Raw genomic sequence first — 15,019 nt, forward strand, 5'->3', positions numbered from 1 at the left:
TTGCATAGTTCCTGAAAACTCTCTACCTTTGCATCGCAATTGAGGGAAAGGCCTCAGCAAAGGTTTGAAATCACAAATTACAGATCTTTAAATTGCAAAATGATGACTTCGTAGCTCAGTTGGTAGAGCAACTGACTCTTAATCAGTGGGTCGAGAGTTCGAGCCTCTCCGAGGTCACAATGAGGTCTATCAGACCGATGAATTCCTCTGAAAATCAACAATTTTCAGAGGTTTTTCTTTTTACCCCTGTCCCCGTCCGGCGCAAAATATTGAAACTGCGGGTGTGCAAGAAGGGTGCAGTAGAATTTGTACTGCAAACTGCACCCTCTTTAGTGGGGTCAAGCGGCACAAGCCGAAATTCCGGTGCATTTGTTAAAACAATTAGAATAGAGTGTTAAAGATTCAGGCGTATAGCTTGACGAGTCGGAAGATAAAGAAATCACGGTCACGGACCCCTCGCATCTGCGAACGGAAGATTTTGACTTTGGAGTTGAATGCTTCGGCGGAGGCATTAGTTGCGCGACGTCGGAAATAATTGAGGATAGTCGGGGCGTGGTTCTTGAACGTCTTGATGACAGAGCGGAAGTTGTTGTTGCCCAATGCCATTACTTTTTCATACCACTTGTTCATCCGACCCATTGCTTTGGTGGGTGATATCTTTGCGTTGAAGATTTGGCGCAGTTCCATAGCCAGATGGTATGCATCTTTCAGTATCGGATAGTGTCTGAACAGAATGTTTGCGCGATGACGCTGTATGTCAGTCCATTTGTTCTGCGACATCATCAGGGTGTGCTTGCTGCGGGCAAGGATCTGGCGCATGGTCTCGCCGTTGGAATATGTAATTGGAGGCTCTGATTTGTCACGGCTGTTGTCTTCGGCAATGAGCTGTCGGCGGATGTCTATGCGAATTTCGTCGACAGCCCCGTTATAGACCTGCTGCACATGGAAGCGGTCGTTAACGACGTGGGCGTTGTAGAATACCTCGGCGGCTATCAGCATCATCGAGGGCGACAGATCGCAGGTCACTTCTTTTACCCTGCGTCTGACCGATTTACCCATGGCTCCGATGAGGATTGTGGTTATCTCATCGCTCTTTGTGCCGGGGATGGCCGCCGCCAGCGTCCCACGGCCACCGTGTCCGTCCTTGTTCGTGAGGAAAGTCCATACCTCGCCGTTGCTCAGGCAGGTTTCGTCAAGACTCATGTACGGGCCGATATTGTTAGCGTTGAAGTAGAAGCCGCAACCGAGTTCGGCCTCACGCCATTCGGTATAACCGCTTATCCTGTTGCGATACTGTTCGGCAAAATATTTGCCGTTGACGCAGTACATCTGCGCTATATGCTTAATCGACAATGCCGTCGTCTCCACCTTCGTCTTTTAAAAAAGCCACGAACTCGGCGCTGAGTCGTGTCCTCTCCTCGTTGGGCAGTTCCAGGTTATATGAGAATATCTCGTTGGTCTTTTTTGTCCCACCATTTGTTCTTGCGCATGTGCAGGAACACCGGTCTGCCGCGCATCGGATAGTCCTGCACTGTAACGTAATCCGTGTATCCACGTGCCACAATGTTCGGATTGCGGAAATCCTCATCCGACAGTTTCTTCTTCTCGTCAAGCCATATGTCGTAGGACTGGTCTGTCTTTTCAAACTTGACCATCTCAAACAGTTCGTCCAATCCTTCTGGCAGGAATTGCCAAAATGCATCTGCGGTTTTCATACCGCAAATTTAACACTTTTCCAAAAATTCATGCACCGGCATTTCGATTTGAGCCGGTATTTCCTTGTTGTAAAATCCCTGACGGAGATTTACATCGAAAACAACAAGGGAATCCTCGGTCTGGGGCATAGCGTCAAGGAACCGGTTGATAGTGTTGCGCGATACCACATTACGCTGTGCAAGAGATCCGAAGCATACTGCTTTGGTCTTCTCGGCAATCGCTTCGAGATGCGCGGTATAAGGGATATTATCCCATGCTACGTTTTCTTTGATTTCATACTGCGGGACACCGGCTTGATCGATTTCTACCTGTACTGTTCCTGTAGGGTATGGCACTTCGGCTATGAACTGGTTAAGCCCTTTTGAGGTGAAATTCTCTATTATTTCTTTACCGAGAGCGTCATCGCCGACTGCGCTCACTACACAGCTCGGCAGTCCGAACTGCGATACGTGATAGGCGAAGTTAGCCGGGGCTCCGCCAATTTTTTTGCCTTCGGGGAGAACATCCCACAAGGCTTCGCCCATTCCTACAACTATGTCATTCATGTTGATTTGGTAAGTTTATTGATTTATATTATATTTTTCTTTTACTGTCCGCTAAACCATAAAAGGGTGAGTCCAACTTCTTGAACAGCAGAAGTTGGGCTTACTTTTTGTATTTGACAAGCCCCCTCAGCAGTTTTCGGGATCTTCAGGAGGGGATTCCGAGGCCTCTGCGAGCATGATTTTCAAGTCAGCGTCGGGCTGATTTAGGAACTTTTCGAGATTCAGATAATACATCAGTACAATTCTGACGATTGTAGCCAGTCCAGAAAAGCTCCAACGCCTTTGCAAGGTGCTTTGTAAGACCGAGAGCAACAGATTAGCTATGAGCGTTACCCAAATCTGTATTTTTATGGCATTGGCACTTTCGCCATAGAAGTATCGCAAAGGGAAGTTCTGCTTTATCTGCTTGAAAAGCGACTCAATCTGCCATCGGCGACGGTAGATGGCCACGATTGTCTCCAGAGGCATGTCGAAGTCATTGGTGAGAAGCGATATAAGTTTTGGCTTCTTGCCTTTCTTAATGTCAACGTATGTGATTATTCTTGCAATGTGGTTGATGCCGTCTTTACGGAACACTACGACCTGTTCACGGTACTCCATCAGTCCCTGCGGATTCTGGTGCATACAGTCCACAAGTATTTCATAACTGAGGTTTTTCTTCATTTTGGTTACATATACCACCCCTCGATCCGTCAGTTCCTCGAATTTGGCATAGTTGATATATGCACGGTCAAGTGCTACTATCTCGTTGTGGCTGTAATGGCTCGGTGCAAGCATGAAGGAGTCATTGGTCGCTGCCGAAGTGAACTGTACGTCGCAGTGAACGCCCTCGTTGGCATGTATGACCGAGTGTACCTTGATGCCGCCTTTCTTCTTTCCCGTCTTCGGATGACGGCCAACACCCTTGAAAATAGCATTGGAGAACAACGTGATTGTAGTGGAATCGATGATTCTAAGCCGTCTTATCCACTCTTCCGTGCCATTGCGTCGGCTGTCCGAGGAAAGAATGTCTTTATTGGCTGCATACAAGTCGCGGTATACATCTTCAAAGAACTTCTCTGAACGTCTGGCATTTGCATCCGACAAGGTGCTCCGCCTGGGCACAGTGTCAATGCCTACATGATGGAGTTTGCGTACCTCGGCTGTCATAGAAGTCTCTATCTCACGCAATGAATCGAAGCGCTGTATGACAGCATATAGCATCGTAAGCAAATGCGTATAGCCGTCAAAGCTCTTGACATACTTCTCTCCGCCGTGTTTTCGGCTGATTTCAACTATTTTTTCACGATCAAGTGATTTTATCAGCTGACCATATGTCGGCTGTCCGAAGAAATTACTACTTTTACTCATGGTTATTTAAGATAGTTTGGCGACATCAAAATAACCATTTAGGGCTGACTCCTGCAATAGGTGCCAGCCCTAATTTTCAACCGCTACTAAAAAAGTTTAGCGGACAGTAATAATATTTTTCTTATTTTCAGCGTATAATACATCAGATATATCACACCGACAGTCATTACTGCGACAGCTCCGACCTGTCCGACAGCATCTGCCGCATATCCCATTGCGAGTGGGAATACTGTACCGCCGAACAAGCCCATAATCATAAGACCGGAAACTTCGTTACGTTCATTGGGCGTATATACGAGGGCCTGAGAGAATACTACTGAGAAGATGTTGGAGTTACCGAATCCAATCATACCGATACCGACATACAACAGAGTCAGGGTGTCACAGACGAAAAGTATAACCATGCCGGCAAGCATCATGAGCACGCTGATTGCAAAGAACATCTTTGGAGACATCGCCCTCAGGAGGAAAGCTCCCAAGAAACACCCGACGGTACGGAATATAAAGTATATACCGGTAGCGAATCCGGCTTCTTCCAAAGGAAGTCCAAGACGCTCCATAATGATTTTCGGTGCTGTTGTATTTGTTCCTACATCAATACCCACATGGCACATTATACCGAGAAAACAAAGGAAGATGAACGGACGACTCAGTAATTTAAGGCATTCACCGATGCCAGTCGCTTTATCCGGTTTTTCTTCATCTATAGGAGTCGCTGCCAAATGAACTGAACCCAAAAAGTTGGACATGAATTATATCAGTTCATTATAGTATTTATTTTTATATTCCATTGGAGACAATCCGTTGAATCTCACCTTAATCCGGTCATTGTTATAATACAGGATGTATCTCTTCAATTCCCGAATGAAGTCCTCCCAAGAACAAAATTCATGCAAATATAGCAATTCTGACTTAAGATGTATGGGCATGAAAACGAAGCGAGCAACGGTGTGAATGTCGGTCGGTCGCGCAATGCGTTGATAAGTAGCGGGATGGGTGGTGTTGGAGGTGGTCGGCCCGAAAAAACGAAACGTGCAATTACTTGAATTTGCTTGAATCGGGGTTGAATAATCGGGCCGCGCCGTTTAACGAGCGTTTAATGCGGCTTTAATTCCCCTTTAATTGGCTTTAATATCGTGCGGCTGCATGGCTGGTTTTCGCCGGGTGTGTGGCCGCTTCTGTTGTGTGGGCGGTAGAATGAGCCACAGCGAGGCAGAGGGCGCGAAATTCAAGCGTTTACGGCGGTTGTAGAGGATTATGCTGACGTGCTCACCGGCCGCGTGGAGCATCACGGTATGCGTATGAGAGTGCGTGGGTGTACTCTGGAGTATGGCAGCGTTTAAGAGCAGTGGCACGGCTGTTAAATGATAGCAGCTTCGGTAGGGTTTCAGGGGGCAAAAATGAGGCTTCCGGGGAGGTTAAATTTGTGCACGTTTGGTTTTGAAAATAGAGTTGGTCTTTCAGTTGGACATTCATTTGGGTACTCATTGGCGATATGGTACACGCCCCATACGGACAAAAAGAAACTAAAAAACGGCGTTTTAGAAGCGATTAACACCCCTTTAATGTCATAAATCAGCCGTTAAATAATCGGTTTTAGTATTGCGTAAATAGTTGATTTAATGGATGTAATCTATTAAACTACGCAAAAAGCGGTAGAAAAAAGGTGAAAACTGCTTATTTTGATCCTTTAGGGGGTATATGGAGGAGGTACAGGGGGAACGACGCAGAAAAGCCCATTATCCGACATTTGCAGTAACTACGGTGCTCACACGTTCTGCATCTTTTCCCAATCGCTGCTCCAGCTGTCTTATCCGCTCTTTCAGCACCCCTATATCCTCACGTAAAGCTCCTATCTCTATATCTTTTTCCTTTGACTGAGCTTTAAGATGTTGTATCAGATCCGTATTATTTGTATTAGGCGTTTGTTCTTCTGTATCTCTCCGACCTTTCTCAAAGATTGTTTTCATCTCTTTTTCGTCCCCATTATCATCAATATATGGAGCAGTAAGTTCTAATTCCTTGCGAATGTTAAACATTCTCATCACTGGGTCAGACTCTTCTCCAAAAAATAACCACTCCGCGGATATATTCGCATTTGCGCAAACCTTATAGAGAACGTCATATGATGGTTTGCCTTTTCTTGTTCCAACAACATTCTCAACAACAGTGGGACTAATACCCACTGATTTAGCAAAAGCACTTTTATTATCGTGAAATAGGATTTTGATAATCCATTCAAATCTCTCGTTTATTGTCATAACTAATATTCTCAAATGCGAAAAAATCGCAAAATTATTTGATATATTCGCAAATGCGTATTAACTTTGCACAGTATTACCGGTAACACCGCCCCAAATTTACTGAAAATTTGTGGCGTTGGCAAGATTCACAAATGGTTAATTCAGGGCTGACGCATCTTAATTTTTTACAACATCAAAACTTTTTAAGGCATAAAGTAAGTAGTCGTTATCCCAACCGGCTTTCTTCCTATGTCCTTTGACACCCATTGATGACACCTTGGCGTTCTTGATTATGTTCAGTCCGATACGGTTGAGCAGAGAGAAATTTTGAGCTGCATTATCCTTTTGCTTACGCGAGGCATCATCTCCAAAAGCGACGTCCAATGTCCAATGCAGTTGATTCTCCACGCTCCAGTGTGTCCTGATAGAATGATTAATATATTGAGCGTCAGCCTCAAGGCTCGACAGGTAATATCTGGTCTCCTTGTGGATTTGTCCAGACTTGACATCCCGGGTACGGGATTCTATTCTCACGATGCTTTTAAGACCGGGCCATCTGTCCCTGTCGATGATGTTGTCGAGATTGGTTATGACCGAACAGGCCCTTGTTTCTTCCCGCCCATGAGCCTTCCCGTCCATCGTATGCTCAGATGACGGCTTAATATATGTGAAAGAACGGCTGACACGGTCAAGCATTTCGGGCTGATTCCCTTTCAGGGCAAGGATATAGTCGGCTCCGCGCTCGATTATTGTCTTGGCAATCTCTCTCTGACAGCCCATGGCATCGATTGTGACTATGCAGTTTTTCAACTCCAGGATGCGCAGCAGCCGGGGTATCGCAGTAATCTCGTTGCTCTTTCCGGCGACCTTTTCCTGCGCGAGCAACAGGTTGTTCGCCGAAGCCCATGCGCTGACAAGATGGGTGTATGTCCCGGAGCCGTCATCGCTGCTCCCGCGCATACATTTGCCGTCAATGGCGACAACTTCCCCGTCGGTCAGTTCGGCAATGCTTTTCGTCCATGCCACAAAGGAACCGTTCAATTCTTTTGGGTCTAACATACTGATTACTCGGTTGAACGTATCGTGCGAGGGTATGCCGTTGGGAAGGTGCAGGAACTTCTCAAGCCAATCAATCTTGGCATTACCATAGTCCTCGATTTCATTCCAGCCCTCCGCTCCGCAGATGACTGCGCAAAGCGATATGAACAGGATGGAGTCAAGGCTGTGTTTCTGTGTGCGCTCCACACGAGGATCGCTGATGGATGAAAAGAAATCTATGGGTGAGTTAGGATTTGTCATATAAGATTAACGGCTGTATGCCTATTTATATTGGTAAACAGCCGTTAAGTTTATTTAAGATGCGTCTGCCGTGATGGTTAATTCATAAATTCTGTAAAAGGATATGGAAAGATTTATAACAGCAACAAAGGAGACCCGGGAACTAATAACAAAGGCTTTCCGCGGTATCTCACGACAAACCCTTTGGCGCGCTCTTTACTTTGAGGATATAAACAAAGGGACGGACACAGAGCGTAAAATCCGCAAAATGGCTCTTAACCGTGGCGGCATTATAATGGTGGTGAGCCCGGAAATGGAAACAATGCACGATGCAGATGGCTATATGCGCCAGTATTACCCAAATGGGGTAATGCTTGAAGCTGACAAAACAACCGGAGACGTAAAAGTTTATGATCGCGACGGTAATGTTTCCCTTTCGGTGGAGCATGCGAAAATTTCAAAGCTGAATGAAATACAACACCACGCCAAAAGTCTTTGAGTATGGAAACAGTAAACGGAACAATTTGCATAAGCCACGCGGAGCTCACCGGGCGGATTATTACCACGGCTAACCTTAAAGCTCTGGTGAGACGTGGAAAAATAAAACAGATTCGGCGCGGTGGAAATGGAAGAACTGCGTTGTATGATATTGAAAGTCTTCCTACGAGAATACAGGTAGATGTATTCCGTGAATATGGCAACCCATATATTATTTCATTAGGAGAAATTACCCCGAAACCATCTGACGTAGCATATTACTCATGCGTGGTTCTTCCCAATGGAAGCAAGTTGCCTAAAGAATATATTGAAAAATATTCTTATGGTTGTGCTGTATTATCACGATGTATTGAGTTACACACTACAAAAAAATACACATGGGAGAAGTTGGGAGAAGCAGTAAAAAGGCTTCCAATCAAATATAAAAGTTGTCTTCCGAAAAGCGCAGCCGTACTACGAAGAAAGGCTCATAACTATATTATGCAGGGTCCGGTATGCCTGATCAGCTTGAAATTTGGTAACTCTAACGCTTCAAAGTTATAATATGGAGACTATTGATGGTAAAGTTTGCATAAGTTATGGAGAGCTTACAGGAAGAATTATTACTCCTGCGAACTTAAATAACTTAGTCAGTCGAAAAAAAGTCGTTCGAGTACAAAGAGGCGGCAACGGTCGTGAGGCTCTGTTTGCCGTTGAGAGCTTGCCGATGAAGTGGCGCACGGAGGTTTACCGCCGTTATCCGGACTTGCAGGAGCAAGCGGACAGCAAGGAATTTTTAGACACCATACAGCCGGACGGCGCAGCGTTGAACTTCTTTGAGGGCTACGCACTTGCCGACGGCAGAAACTTGCCGGCTGATAAAGTGCTGGAGTATTCAGCAAACGCAGCTATTATGAACGCTTTCCGTGCGTGTTGGGACGCTCATGTGAGCAAGCGACAGCGCAGCGGTAAAAAGGCGCTGGCGGCAAAAGAATTTTGGGCGCGTGCGGCTGCTTCGCTTCCCCGACTGGCTGACCGCTGGCCGCACTCGCTGCCCGGGAGCCCCCGGCGGCTGTCGATGAAATGTGCGGAATATGTGCGCGAGGGTTACGCCTGTTTTATCTCCGGCAAGTTCCAGAACGGCAACGCCGGCAAGGTGCTGACCGAGGAGCAGGTGGGTTATCTCGCCACCTTGATAAACAACCCCAACAACGTGCAGGACACCAAAGTGGCAGCGGCCTACAACGCGAAAGCGCGGTTATTGGGCTGGAAAGAGATAACGGCGGCAGCGGTGGGCGTATGGCGTGAGAAGCTGCAATTAGAGGCGGCGGCCGGCCGTTTGGGTGTTACGAATTTCCGCAACCACAAGACGATGCAGGTGAAGCGCAGCCGCCCGACCGCTCCGTTCCTGATGTGCTCGCTTGACGGCTGGACCGTGGAGCTGCTGTATCAGAAAACACGGACGGACAAAAAGGGGCACAACGTAACGACCTACACCAACCGCCTTACAATGGTGGTAGTGCTTGACCCGTGTGTGGACTATCCCATGGGCTACGCGGTGGGGGACCATGAGTGCCCGGAACTTATCAAGGCGGCATTAAGGAACGCCGCGACCCATAGCCGAGAGCTTACCGGCCAAATGCTGCGATACAACCAGGTGCAGAGCGACCGCTACGCAATCAAAACCATGTCGGAGCTTTACGCCGTATTGGGCGACAAGGTGATCCCGGCACAGGCGCACAACGCCAAGGCCAAGCCGGTGGAGCCCTATTTCAACCACCTCAACACGACATACTGCCAACTGTGCCCGAACTGGGGCGGCTACGGCGTGACGACCGACCCGAAGCGGCAGCCGAACAGCGAGGCGCTGAACAGACGGCGGCATAGCTTCCCCGATGAAGCGGGAGTCCGCGCCCAGATAGACGAAATGATCAGGCTGGAGCGGGCGCAAAAGGTGGGCAAGCTCATGGAGAAACTCGCCAACCTCAAACCCGAGCACAGGCTGGTAATGAGCCGTGAGATGTATCTGCTGAACTTCGGCGCAGAAACAGGCTTTAAGAACGTTTTGGAGGGCTGCGGCCTGCGTCCCACGATATTAGGCGTGAAGCGAGATTATGACTGCTTCGAGCTGAGCTTCCGCGACCATGCTTCGGAGCGGTGGACGGTGAAATACGACCCGGACGACCTGCACGACGTTCTGGCGGTGAGCGAGGACGGCACCCACCGCTACATGCTTGAGGAAAAGTATGTGCAGCCCATGGCACTGGCCGACCGCCAGCCGGGCGATGCCGAACAGCTCCAGAGAGTGCGCGACTTCAACAAGGCGCTGGAGGCAGAGACCGGACGCAGGCTTAATCACCATTATCAGGGTGCGCGTCGAGTGATAGAGAGAGCGGCAGAACTTCCGATATATCAGACCCCGGCACTGGGCTCGTGTATGGAGGACCGCCTTATACTTACCGACAGCCGGGGCCAGCATAAAGACAACCGCAGCCGCAACAGACTAGCCGCCGCCGACATTGAAGCCTTAGAGGTGGAAACCATTGAAATACCCGTAACACGCCAGGGCGATGATGTGGAGGCCTACAAAGTAACGGATTATTCAATTTTTTAAGACGTAAAAGGACATGACACAGGAACAGAAACAGCAGATTTGCGACCAGCTCCGCGCGTATGTGGAGCAAAAAGGGAGCGGCAACAAGGCCGCCAACAGTCTTAACGGCGTGAGCAGCGCGACAATTAGCAAAGTGCTGACCGGGAAATGGGAGACAATCGCCGACGAGATGTGGCGAAGCATAGCGTCCCAGACCGGGAGCGCCGAGACCAAGGGGTGGCAGGTGGTGAAGACCCGAGCCTACGAGGCTATGACTTTTGCGCTGGAAAACGCGCAGCGCGACAGCCTGGTGATGGCCGTAATTGGGGAAGCCGGGAGCGGCAAGACCGAGGCAATAAAGAACTACACCGCCGAAGGGCGCAACGTGTATCACCTTGTCTGCTCCGAATACTGGAACCGGCGCACGTTCATGGCGAAAGTATTGCAGAGCATGGGCGTGACCTACAGCGGCAACACCGTTGCCGACATGATGGAAACCATTGTCGACACATTGAAGCGCAAAGAGCAGCCGCTTATTGTGCTTGACGAGGCAGACAAGCTGAGCGATCAGGTGCTTTATTTTTTCATATCGCTCTACAATCAGCTCGAGGACCACTGCGGCATAATAATGACCGCGACCAAGTATCTGCGCGTCCGGATAGAAAAAGGGCTGCGGCTGAACCGCAAAGGCTATGCCGAAATATTCAGCCGCATAGGGCGCAAGTTTGTAGAACTGCCCCTGCTGAACAGCGAGGACGTGGCGGCTGTATGCGTCGCCAACGGAGTGAGCGAGGCCAAAGCCATTAACGGCATAGTGGACGAGGCGGAGGGCGACCTGCGGCGCGTAAAGCGCAGTGTGTGGGCTAAGGTGAAAGGAGGCGCGCGGTGAGCGGCAAGATAACAGTAACATTCAAGGGCGGCAAACGTCGGGTGCTCAAATCGCCCGATACGCTGCCGATGATAGACGGACGGCGTGAGGCTTACTTCGTGTTTAACAATTTCCAGGTTTATATCGGGTACAGTGACGGAGAGATAGACGAGGATGGCGACTTTTGCGTAAGGGCTGCCAATTCGGGTATAAAAGGCGTCGCCGGCATTGGCTTGCCTGCTGCCCGGCTTATGGGCTGGGCTTATGTTAACCCAAAAAGAGTGAAAAAATGAAACCATATCCCGTAAAATTCAAATTCCGCGCAGAGTTTGACCTCATGCCGTCCTGGCTGCCTCAGCTGCTCCAGGATTGGCTCGAACAGGGCTGGACGTGCGACATAACAGTGAAGCGAGTAAAAGGCTGCTACGGACCTAAAACGGTGCGCGTGATGATAGAAGCGAGCACCAGCGAGGACCTGGCGGCGAAACGCAAGGCATTAAACGCGATGATTGAGGCCAAGGGCTATGACCCGGAGGCACTGCGAGAACGGCCGCGACTGACGAAAATATAACGAGCAATGAGCAAAGCGATAAGTAATAAAAACGTGCTGGCTGCGCAATTCGAGACCGCAGACTTCGACGGCCCGTTCCTGGCGAGCTTCGGCCGCCCGGAGCTCCGGGGGGTGTGGCTTATCTGGGGCGACAGCGGCAGCGGCAAAACCACTTTCACGCTCCAGCTCTGCAAGTATCTGGCCGGCTTCCGTCGGGTGGCTTACAACTCGCTGGAGCAGGGTCTGAGCCTGTCGCTTCAAAGAGCATGGGAGCGCGTGGACATGGCGGAAGCCGGAAGCAACATAATACTGCTGAACAAAGAAGAACTGCCGGAACTACGCGCCCGGTTGTCAAAGCGGAAAAGTCCCGAAATTGTAGTGATAGACAGCCTCCAATATCTGGACCCATTCACATGGCGGCTTTTCAAGGCATTAAAAAAGGACTACCCCGACAAGCTATTTATTTTTATCAGCCAGGTGGACAAATCCGGCAACCTTACTGATAAACTGGCGGTGCGCATAAGATTTGACGCAGACATAAAAATCAGGGTCGAGGGTTACAAAGCCTTTGTAACGACACGCTACGAAGACCAGGACAAAGGAGAGGGCGGCGCCGACTTCGTAATCTGGGAGCGAGGAGCCGCAGACTACTGGGCTGAACGAATAAAATAAACGACTATGGCAAAAGAAAATAAGACAATGGACGAAATCCACCGCGGCCTCGTGAAAAAATATCACACCCTTTGCACAGTGCTGGGGCTTGATGATGAAGCGAAGCACGCGATCCTGGCAAGCTGGGGTGTCGAGAGCAGCCGCGACCTGACCCAGCACCAGCTCATAGACATCTGTGCGAAGCTGAGCGAGCAGGTGGACGAAAAGCAGGGGACGGCGCGGCTTGACAAACTGCGCAAGCAGGTAATTGCGGCAATAGGCGGCTGGCTCAGGGAGACCAAGCAGCAGAGCAATATTTCGATAATAAAAGGCATTGCGATGCGCGCCAGCGGTTACAATGACTTCAACAAGATACCGAGGGAGCGGCTGCGCAACCTCATAGCGACATTTAACAACAAAGTCAAGGACGCCCGCGCGGTTGATGCACTCACTGATGCGCTTCTGATGCAGAAGCTGACCGCCGGCAAAGAGATAGACCCAACACTAAACTAAAAATCCAATGGTAACAGATATTAACTCAGTTTTTCGGCAGTTAAGCCGAACCGAAAAAACAAAGTTTGTCAATTCAAAGATAGACTATGCAAGCGAGGACGCAGTAGCGGAGTATGTGGCTGCATACATTTTTGACGTGCTGAAATACACTGATCTAAAACAAGTGGCTGAATATCTTCGCGGAAAGGGCTACACAGTTACATTGAATAATGAATAACGAACTAAACAAATGATATGAGAGACAAAACAAGAAAACGACTCAGAAAATGCGCCTACCCATTTGCGTGGTTATGGGTGCTTGTCGGGCTAATAATCGGGTATAGCGGCGTGTGTCTGCTTGCATTAGCTTACACGATGTTCGGAGATACCAAGCAGGCTAAAAAGGTATTTACTCAAAGAATATGAGCAAGGAACTTGAAAAGGTTACAGCCATAATCCGGGAGCAGATTGCACACCTGCCCGAAAATGCAAGAATCGAACTGTTGGACGCACTGGCATGGTGGGCGAGCGATGCGGCCGGACATTTGAACTATGACTCGCCGGACGCCGAGGACTACGACAATTAAAAAACGCTGCGCCGGTGTAAAAGGACAGACCACCCAAGCAGTTAAACACAAATTAATAACCACTTAAACACCCTTAAAAATGAGTGAACAGGTAACAATGACCGCCGATGAGCGCGCCGAATGGGAAGCGTTTAAGGCAGAAAAAGCGAAAAAAGAAGCTGCGGAACTTCGCAAGCAGCAGCGTGAGACTTACCAAGAGCTAGTCAACGAGGAACTGGCGGCAGCCATTCCGGAACTGCGCGCCCTTAGTGAGCAGATTAAAACGACAAAGGACGCATTATTCAGCAACTTTAAGGCTGTTTTGGATATGAAAGCCGATGTCGTGGGCTTCAAAGAGGATGGGCAGTATAGCCACACTTTCACCAACAGTGACAGTAGCCTCCGCCTGACATTAGGCGTTAACACTGTTGACGGCTGGACTGATATGGTGGAAACAGGTATCGCAATGGTGCGCCGCTATCTGGAGAGCTTAGCGACCGACGACAAGAGCAAAGCACTTGTTAACACTGTGCTGCGACTTCTGAGCAAAGACCGCCAGGGCAACCTCAATGCAAGCAAGGTGCTCCAGCTTCAAAAAATGGCGGAGGAAAGCCACGACGATCAATTTGTGGAAGCAGTTAAGATTATCCGGGAAAGTTACCAGCCTACCGAGACCCGCCGCTATATCCGCGCACAGTATCGCGATGAAAGCACCGGGAACGCATGGCGCAATATTCCACTGAGCATTACAGATGTGGATCTTCTGCCCGGTAGCGAACCACTGCAAGACCTCCCGGCAGAACTTGAAGCAGAGGCAGCGGAATAAAAAAAGCCGCGCCAACGTGGACCGAAGCCGACGCCAGCGCTGAGCCTTGTGTAAAAGGACAGTGCAAAGGTACTAAAAATTGTTGAATGGCAAAGAAAAAACGGCACAAATCCACGTTGGCGCGGTCTGAAAAAGTAAAAGCAATAACCGCACTGCATTACGAGGCGGGAAACCAAGCTAAATGCTATAAAGCTGTGTGGCGTCGGTGGATAGAGCCCGAGTTTGGGATTAGTTATATCACTTTCATAAGGTATTTAGGATTCCACACGGATACCGAGGAATATAACCACCAGAATAGTTCCCCCTCCCTGTTTGATTTTGATTAAATAAGCAACCCCGATGGCTTCCGGAGCTATCGGGGTTGCTGTTGTATTATTGAGGTGACGGAATGGCGGCAGAGAGCCCCGGAAAGGGTTTGTCGCGTCGCATAGCCGTTAAGTCCTGCACGGAGGTTCGGAAACATTCAACGTCCTCAATAATTTCAGCGTGGGCGTGATTGGTTGCCGAGATAGTGTGCATAAAGCCGGCGAAGTTGTCACCGCGTAGTCCCTGCATAGCGGCGTTAATGCTATTGAGGAGGTCAAAGCGCTCCAGAGCTTCCGCCATTGCCGGGTCCTGGCTTCCGTGTATTCCGGCAGTCGCACGGTTCAGAATGTGGAGGCGGACGGTAATATCGGCACGGCGTGCCCCGGCGTTCTGCTGGTGCCATTCGATTGTTTCAAACTCAACGAACACCGACGGCAGGGGGTAAACCGCCCCACCGGCAAAGTGTGCGCCGTTGTCGTTCCAGAGGTCCACGTAATCAATGCCCGGAACGGTCAGGAGCTTTTCGGCGACAGCTGTAAAAATCTGTTTTCTCATATT

The 15,019-nt window shown here is 49.3% G+C and carries 18 protein-coding genes, 1 tRNA gene and 2 pseudogenes; 12 read left to right on the forward strand and 9 right to left on the reverse strand.

Features of this window, described 5'->3' with window-relative positions:
• The first annotated feature begins 104 nt into the window (after positions 1 to 104).
• Positions 105 to 177 (forward strand) — tRNA-Lys (locus EZ315_RS07405).
• A gap of 225 nt (positions 178 to 402) precedes the next feature.
• On the opposite strand, the gene EZ315_RS07410 is transcribed toward EZ315_RS07405, so the two are convergent.
• The 8 genes and pseudogenes from EZ315_RS07410 to EZ315_RS07445 all read right to left on the reverse strand — a co-directional run bounded on the left by EZ315_RS07410 (position 403) and on the right by EZ315_RS07445 (position 7,153).
• The gene (locus EZ315_RS07410) at positions 403 to 1,368 is read right to left on the reverse strand and encodes an ISAon1 family transposase (protein ID WP_242452534.1); all 966 of its coding nucleotides are present in this window, start codon (positions 1,366 to 1,368) and stop codon (positions 403 to 405) included.
• A gap of 68 nt (positions 1,369 to 1,436) precedes the next feature.
• Positions 1,437 to 1,715: an ISAon1 family transposase N-terminal region protein gene (locus tag EZ315_RS07415; protein WP_242452535.1), complete on the reverse strand. Its 279-nt coding sequence runs from the start codon at positions 1,713 to 1,715 to the stop codon at positions 1,437 to 1,439.
• Between the two features lie 57 nt (positions 1,716 to 1,772).
• Positions 1,773 to 2,261: pseudogene (locus EZ315_RS07420) on the reverse strand (PfkB family carbohydrate kinase); the annotation flags it as partial.
• Between the two features lie 126 nt (positions 2,262 to 2,387).
• The gene (locus EZ315_RS07425; protein WP_124076696.1) at positions 2,388 to 3,611 is read right to left on the reverse strand and encodes an IS4 family transposase; all 1,224 of its coding nucleotides are present in this window, start codon (positions 3,609 to 3,611) and stop codon (positions 2,388 to 2,390) included.
• Positions 3,612 to 3,697: 86 nt separating this feature from the next.
• Positions 3,698 to 4,339: pseudogene (locus EZ315_RS07430) on the reverse strand (MFS transporter); the annotation flags it as partial.
• Between the two features lie 24 nt (positions 4,340 to 4,363).
• Positions 4,364 to 4,540: an IS3 family transposase gene (locus EZ315_RS07435; protein ID WP_135471525.1), complete on the reverse strand. Its 177-nt coding sequence runs from the start codon at positions 4,538 to 4,540 to the stop codon at positions 4,364 to 4,366.
• An 810-nt stretch (positions 4,541 to 5,350) separates the two neighbouring features.
• Positions 5,351 to 5,872, reverse strand: a complete 522-nt coding sequence (locus EZ315_RS16510; RefSeq protein ID WP_175577976.1) for a hypothetical protein — start codon at positions 5,870 to 5,872, stop codon at positions 5,351 to 5,353.
• A gap of 159 nt (positions 5,873 to 6,031) precedes the next feature.
• Positions 6,032 to 7,153, reverse strand: coding sequence for an ISAs1 family transposase (locus EZ315_RS07445; protein ID WP_135469899.1), 1,122 nt, complete (start codon positions 7,151 to 7,153; stop codon positions 6,032 to 6,034).
• 103 nt (positions 7,154 to 7,256) lie between these two features.
• Between EZ315_RS07445 and EZ315_RS07450 the strand changes: the two genes are divergently transcribed.
• From EZ315_RS07450 to EZ315_RS07495, 11 genes are all read left to right on the forward strand, one after another.
• On the forward strand, positions 7,257 to 7,631 hold the full coding sequence (locus EZ315_RS07450) for a hypothetical protein (RefSeq protein WP_135471526.1): 375 nt from the start codon (positions 7,257 to 7,259) through the stop codon (positions 7,629 to 7,631).
• A gap of 2 nt (positions 7,632 to 7,633) precedes the next feature.
• Positions 7,634 to 8,173 carry a hypothetical protein gene (locus EZ315_RS07455; RefSeq protein ID WP_135471527.1) on the forward strand — a complete coding sequence of 180 codons (540 nt, stop codon included), beginning with the start codon at positions 7,634 to 7,636 and terminating at the stop codon, positions 8,171 to 8,173.
• 1 nt (position 8,174) lies between these two features.
• On the forward strand, positions 8,175 to 10,223 hold the full coding sequence (locus EZ315_RS07460; RefSeq protein WP_135471528.1) for a hypothetical protein: 2,049 nt from the start codon (positions 8,175 to 8,177) through the stop codon (positions 10,221 to 10,223).
• A gap of 13 nt (positions 10,224 to 10,236) precedes the next feature.
• Entirely contained in the window at positions 10,237 to 11,091 is an 855-nt protein-coding gene (locus EZ315_RS07465; RefSeq protein ID WP_135471529.1) for an AAA family ATPase, read from the forward strand.
• Positions 11,088 to 11,363 (forward strand): hypothetical protein, encoded by a 276-nt coding sequence (locus EZ315_RS07470; RefSeq protein ID WP_135471530.1) that lies wholly within the window; start codon positions 11,088 to 11,090, stop codon positions 11,361 to 11,363. Before EZ315_RS07465 ends, EZ315_RS07470 begins: the two co-directional genes overlap by 4 nt.
• Positions 11,360 to 11,641: a hypothetical protein gene (locus tag EZ315_RS07475; RefSeq protein WP_135471531.1), complete on the forward strand. Its 282-nt coding sequence runs from the start codon at positions 11,360 to 11,362 to the stop codon at positions 11,639 to 11,641. Before EZ315_RS07470 ends, EZ315_RS07475 begins: the two co-directional genes overlap by 4 nt.
• 6 nt (positions 11,642 to 11,647) lie before the next feature.
• Complete coding sequence (locus EZ315_RS07480; RefSeq protein ID WP_135471532.1) at positions 11,648 to 12,292, forward strand: ATP-binding protein; 645 nt, start codon at positions 11,648 to 11,650, stop codon at positions 12,290 to 12,292.
• A gap of 6 nt (positions 12,293 to 12,298) precedes the next feature.
• Positions 12,299 to 12,784, forward strand: coding sequence for a hypothetical protein (locus EZ315_RS07485; RefSeq protein WP_242452536.1), 486 nt, complete (start codon positions 12,299 to 12,301; stop codon positions 12,782 to 12,784).
• A 7-nt stretch (positions 12,785 to 12,791) separates the two neighbouring features.
• Positions 12,792 to 13,001: a hypothetical protein gene (locus EZ315_RS07490; protein ID WP_135471533.1), complete on the forward strand. Its 210-nt coding sequence runs from the start codon at positions 12,792 to 12,794 to the stop codon at positions 12,999 to 13,001.
• Between the two features lie 184 nt (positions 13,002 to 13,185).
• Positions 13,186 to 13,350, forward strand: coding sequence for a hypothetical protein (locus tag EZ315_RS16345; protein WP_170957489.1), 165 nt, complete (start codon positions 13,186 to 13,188; stop codon positions 13,348 to 13,350).
• 79 nt (positions 13,351 to 13,429) lie between these two features.
• On the forward strand, positions 13,430 to 14,155 hold the full coding sequence (locus tag EZ315_RS07495; RefSeq protein WP_135471534.1) for a DUF3164 family protein: 726 nt from the start codon (positions 13,430 to 13,432) through the stop codon (positions 14,153 to 14,155).
• 372 nt (positions 14,156 to 14,527) lie between these two features.
• Here EZ315_RS07495 and EZ315_RS07500 read toward each other — a convergent pair whose 3' ends face one another.
• Positions 14,528 to 15,016: a hypothetical protein gene (locus EZ315_RS07500; protein WP_135471535.1), complete on the reverse strand. Its 489-nt coding sequence runs from the start codon at positions 15,014 to 15,016 to the stop codon at positions 14,528 to 14,530.
• Between the last annotated feature and the right edge of the window lie 3 nt (positions 15,017 to 15,019).

Origin of the sequence: Duncaniella freteri (genome assembly GCF_004766125.1) — a bacterium.
Classification (GTDB): Bacteria; Bacteroidota; Bacteroidia; order Bacteroidales; family Muribaculaceae; genus Duncaniella; species Duncaniella freteri.